Source organism: Gemmatimonadota bacterium, assembly GCA_039715185.1.
In the GTDB taxonomy this organism is placed as follows: Bacteria; Gemmatimonadota; Gemmatimonadetes; order Longimicrobiales; family RSA9; genus DATHRK01.
In genome coordinates, this window is sequence record JBDLIA010000142.1 from 1 (window position 1) to 4,990 (window position 4,990).

General features: G+C 70.2%; 3 protein-coding genes and 2 tRNA genes. 1 reads left to right on the top strand and 4 read right to left on the bottom strand.

Annotated elements, in window-relative coordinates; all coding sequences use genetic code 11:
- Together ABFS34_15700 and ABFS34_15705 are read right to left on the bottom strand one after the other, a co-directional pair.
- Positions 1-88, bottom strand: an 88-nt coding sequence (locus ABFS34_15700) for a GTP-binding protein (GenBank protein MEN8376873.1), incomplete at its 3' end; no start/stop codon positions are given.
- A gap of 44 nt (positions 89-132) precedes the next feature.
- Positions 133-204: transfer RNA gene (locus ABFS34_15705), tRNA-Thr, on the bottom strand.
- Between the two features lie 373 nt (positions 205-577).
- Between ABFS34_15705 and ABFS34_15710 the strand changes: the two genes are divergently transcribed.
- Positions 578-3,604 carry a hypothetical protein gene (locus ABFS34_15710; GenBank protein ID MEN8376874.1) on the top strand — a complete coding sequence of 1,009 codons (3,027 nt, stop codon included), beginning with the start codon at positions 578-580 and terminating at the stop codon, positions 3,602-3,604.
- 180 nt (positions 3,605-3,784) lie between these two features.
- Here the strand turns inward: ABFS34_15710 and ABFS34_15715 are convergent, their stop codons facing one another.
- A complete protein-coding gene (locus ABFS34_15715; protein MEN8376875.1) occupies positions 3,785-4,408 on the bottom strand; it encodes a hypothetical protein in 624 nt (207 codons plus the stop codon).
- Positions 4,409-4,893: 485 nt separating this feature from the next.
- Positions 4,894-4,967 (bottom strand) — tRNA-Gly (locus ABFS34_15720).
- Positions 4,968-4,990 lie beyond the last annotated feature (23 nt).

The following is a 4,990-nucleotide window of genomic DNA, read 5'->3' on the forward strand; positions in this document are numbered from 1 at the left end:
CCGTCAACGTCGTCTTGCCGTGGTCTACGTGACCTATCGTCCCCACGTTTACGTGCGGCTTCGTCCGCTCAAACTTCGCCTTGGCCATGGTTCGTTTTCCGAGAGTGCGTTGCGGTTGTACGGAAACGCAGGAGCTCGCGACGGGATTTGAACCCGTGACCTCTTCCTTACCAAGGAAGCGCTCTACCCCTGAGCTACGCGAGCCCTTCGCCCACCCAAGCGACGGTCCGCGCACGTGCGGCGCGGAGAATCGCGCCTGGCGTTCGTCCGCGCCGCTGCGGTCAGCACAACCCCCGTTCCGGCCCGCAACTTGCGGCGTACCTGACCGGAGGAAGACCGTCAGTCTAACCAGCGTGCGCAAGTGTGTCAACGGCCGCGCCACCATGTAGTTCGAGGGAACGCGACCGTTGCAAACACACGCGTGCGTGTGCACATTTTTTTCTGTTATCTCTCCCGATAGCGGCCCGCGCGATGCCGCGCGAGGATCAGGCCGCGCGTTCCCGAGTCCTGAACCGAGTACGCACGGTTTGCGGCCGAGACCGGCCGTGGGTCTGCGTGGAACGGAGAACAACGCCAGATGCCCAGTTTTCGTCCATCGGTCCATGGGTGGCCCTTCCCCGACGATTACGACTGCCCGGCCGCGCTGATCGGCCTCGGGCGGCCGGTGGCGCCGGAGTTCGGCCTCGCGGGGGGTATGTGCTGGGCTGCAATTGATCGCTTCGCGGCCGGCCGTCGGATCCCGAGAACGGTGCACGCTCCGGGAGCCGAGGATCCGCTGTACGCGGAGTTCATCCTGCGACTCGCGAACGTTCTCGCCAAGGACACGGTGGCCCGCGCGGCCGCGGCCCAGCGCATGCCCGACTCCGGACGCACCGGGTCTCTCGGCCGGCTCGCCCGCGCCGAGTGGGCCCGCGCCCGCAAAGAGATGGACGCGGGCAGGCCGGTACTCCTCCTCCTGATCGGGCAGAGGGGTCCGTTCGCCGACCCCACCGGCAACCGTTTCGTGCTAGGGGCGCGTTACGAAGCCGACTCCGAGCGTGCGACGGTCTGGACCTACGACCCGCGCCGCCCGGGCGACGACGCCGCGACGTTGCTCCTCGATCTCGGCAAGGGATCCGCGGCGTTCTCCGGTCGCATGGGCCGCGACGAGCACATCCGTGGGCTGATCGCGGTGCCCTACGACCGGGCCGCACCGCCCGCGGTAGAGGCGTCGGTCGCGCCCGTTGGCGAGCGGCAGCGGGTTGGACTCGAGCCGGACCTCGCGGCCGTGGAGGTCGGCCCGAACGGCGCGGGAGTGCTCGCTCGGGACACCGACGGCCACTTGGTCTTCATGCGCGCGACCGACGGCGGCTGGACCCGCGAGCGCCCCGCCGACCTGGGTGACGTGGGCGCGGACTTCCGCTTCGACGGTCCGCCGGTACTCGCGGGCGTGACGTCGGGTAGGCCCGGCGTGGCCATGCGCGGGGTCAACGGCCACCTGCTCTTCCTGCGCAAGGGCTCGCGCGGCTGGTCGGCGGAAGACCTCACCGACCAGCCGAATACGGGCCTGCGCTTCAGGATCGGGGGACCACCGTTGGTGCTCCAGGGAGGCCGTCATCCCGTGTTCGGGGCCGTGAACCCGGACGGGAACCTGCTGATCTATTCGTGGTCGACCGTGCGCGGCTGGTCGGCGGAAAACGTGTCGAAGGAATACGGCGCGGAGGCCGCCGCGCACCTCCTGGGCGGCGTGGCCGGGGTCGTCGATCGGACCGGCAAGGCCCACGTGCTGGGCAAGAACGCCGACGGCGAACTCGTCCACTTCCGCGCGGAAACCGATGGCCGCTGGCGCGCGGCGCGGCCCGGGGCGGCGCGCGCGGAGCTCCGGCGACTGCCCATCGAGGGTACCCCGGTCGTAGAGCTGTCCGACGACGGCGCCATAGAGGTGTTCGCGCGCGGCGTGGGTGGCCATCTGCTCCAGTTCCGGCTGGCCGAGGGAGGCCGCTGGGTGGGCAGGGACCTGACCGCGGACGCGGCCGGCAGCGATGCTTCGCTGACCCTGGCGACCGACCCACGCGTCGCGGGCAGCGCCGCGGGACGCCGGCACGTGTTCGGCCGCAGCGAGGCGGGCGACATCGTCCACTACGCGGGGGGTCCGGACGGCACCTGGAGCGCGGAAAACGTCACCGTGGATCGCATCACCATCGGGCCGCTGTTCCGCGTCGAGGGCGAGCCGGCCGCCGCGGCCAGCGGCCGCACCATCGTGGTCGCCGCCAGGCGCGGGGCCGAGCTTCTCCTGTACCGCTGGCACGAGGGCGGAGACTGGAGCGCCGAAAACCTCACGGTCGAGCGGGGCGCCAAGGAGGACGGGCCGCGCATTTCCTCCGACCCGGTCCTCCTCCGGACCCCCGACGCCGCGCACCTGTTGGTCCTGTCCGCGGCGGGGGCGCTCACCCGGTACCGCATCGCCGCGCCCATGGGGCGCGCCGGGCGCGCGGGGCCGATGGGCGCCCTCATGGGAACGCTCGGGCCACTGCTCGATGGCATCCGGGGGCTGACCGATCGCTTCAGGAAGCCGAAGAAGGCGGTGGGGCTGCGCGCATCGCCGATGGCCGTGGCGGCGGTGGAAAACGCGGCGGTGGATGCGCTCTTGACGGGCGCAGACGAGCCCCCGGCGGGTGCAGACACGGTGGAACGTCCGGCGACAGCCACGGCGGAGGTCTCCAGCCACAAGATACCGGCGCCCGACGACGCGCCGAGCGAAGGCGCGCCCGTCGAGGAGGGCGCCGCGGAGGGTGAGGAGCGCCGTGACGATCAAGGCTGGGGGCACAGTTCGAGCGCGGCCGCGCCGTGGCACGAGAGCCCCGAGGCGCCGCTGTTGGACCTGCCGGACGAAGTCGAGATCGATCACGCGGCGGCGAGCGCATCGCCCGACCCCGATCTCGACGGCGCCGACCTGATCCGGGCCGGCTCGGAATGGACCGGGCCGCAGCTCGTCGAGCCGGCCGACGCCCCGCCGGCGGACGACTGGGACGTCGCTCTGGATGGCGTCGAGCCGGGGCACGAAGGCACGCTGGCGAACGCCGCCGGCGACGGCGTCGTGGACGAGGAGGATCCGGCGGCAGCGAGGATCTTCCTCTCCGACGAGGAGGAGTCCGACGAGGCCGAAGCGCCGGAGGCCGAGGCGCCCGCAGCCGAAGCGCCCCCGGTGGAAGCGCCAGCGGCGGAACCCGTGGCCGAGGCCGCGCAGCCCGAGGCCGCGCAGCCCGAGGCTCCGGCGGACGAGTCCGCGACGGAAGCCGTGCCCGGACGCCCCCTGGTCGATCTGTCGTTCCTGTCCGACATCGTCCAGACCGGCGAGATCGAGCCCGAGCCGGCTACCGAGTCAGCGAGCGAGCCCGCGCTTTCAGGCAACGGCGCGGGCGTGGGCCAGGCCGAGGAGCCACCCGTACCGTTGGTGGTCGCGGAGAGCAGGGTCGCGCCGGACGCTCCCTCACCAACTGCACCGACACCCGCCGAGCCTGTGGTGGACCTGGAGTTTCTGGCGACCGCCGCCGAGTACGTCGAGGGCGGGCCCACGGAGGCGGCCGGGATGGCCTCGTTCCTGGAGTTCCTGGAGCAGGACTGAGTCGTCAGAGCGGGAGACGGGACTCGAACCCGCGACGCTCAAGGGGCGCTCCGCCCGCGCTCCGACCTCTCGACCATGCACGGGTCGACTTGCTTCACCCTGCCTGTCGCCGCGGCCTACGCGAAACTCGGAGTCGAAATGACTTCCAAATCCACGAATACGAAGTGCATCGCCTTCCGCCTACCGGCCCCACCTAACGGCGAAGCCGACTTCCGTGGCGCCGTCGGGACGGTGCCCGACGCGTAGACCGACTTTAGACTCCGTGGACCCCGGGAGCGAGGCCGCCATCCACTCGAATCGTTTCGACTCGAGAATCAGCCCGAGGGCAATCATTACCCCCATCCCGCCCGCTGCCGCGCCGTACGCACGTCCTCTGACGCACTCCGAACGGAAACCTGGGCCGTCGCTTTCCTTCAATTCGCAGAACGCGACAATCGTCGCCGCCCATCCGGCACCCAAAGCCAAGGCTAGAAGAGGACGCTTTCGCTTGATGATGCGACCCACCTCGATGCCGTAACCGGCCGGGGCGTAGACACTTCGCCAGCCGGCGGTGGCGAGGAGGATATGGAGCGAATCGACTCGTTGGACCACTCGAACCTCGGGCCGCGTGCCCGGGAGGCCAGGCCCCCGATAAGTCACCGTGTCACCAGCGATCTCCACGACGGAGCCTTCAAAGCTGAAACCGGGCACGGCGAACCGGACACTGTCGCCCGCGGCCAAGGTCGGCGGACTCTGGGCGTCCGAGGGGAGGGCACCAGACGGCGCGCAGACGGCGATGGCGAGGGCGAGTATGAAGCGGCGCATGTGATGTGCTCCTGTCTCGGGGCTTGCTCGTAAGCTTCACCTCCAACCTGCACCGGGGAGGGACTGAGGCGAGCCGGAGGGAGTACGTAGCAAGCCGCGTAGGACTACGTAGGTCGCTCAACGGGCGCCGGCGACGCCGTGCGCAGAAGCTGCGGGACGTTCTGGCGCCGCAGATCGTCTAGCTGTCTTCGTAGTCGCGCCCGATCTGGACTCCTCCTAGGACCGAAAGCGCCCTAGCCCCCGCCCCGGTTCACCCCGGGTGGGGCGGCGTTCATCCACTTCGGTCGCCTTGATCGTGATCCGCCGTTCACCTCCCCGCGCGTGAGCGTTGAGGTCACGCGCCGGCCGCGACTGGCAGCGCCGCCGCGAGCTGGGCGTGTTAGCTCATGAATTGGCACCACCACTGTCAACGACGACCCCGAAGTATTGGAACAGCGAGGCCCGGTAGGCGATCTAAATGCCTACCGGGCCTCGTTTTCCCTTAGAGCGGGAGACGGGACTCGAACCCGCGACCCTCAGCTTGGAAGGCTGATGCTCTAGCCAACTGAGCTACTCCCGCGAAGGACGCGAACGATGTCCGAG

Bases quoted from the DNA above. Each gene is read 5' to 3' on its own strand.
- ABFS34_15710 (MEN8376874.1), top strand. From the start codon at position 578: ATGCCCAGTTTTCGTCCATCGGTCCATGGGTGGCCCTTCCCCGACGAT.
- ABFS34_15715 (MEN8376875.1), bottom strand. From the start codon at position 4,408: ATGCGCCGCTTCATACTCGCCCTCGCCATCGCCGTCTGCGCGCCGTCT.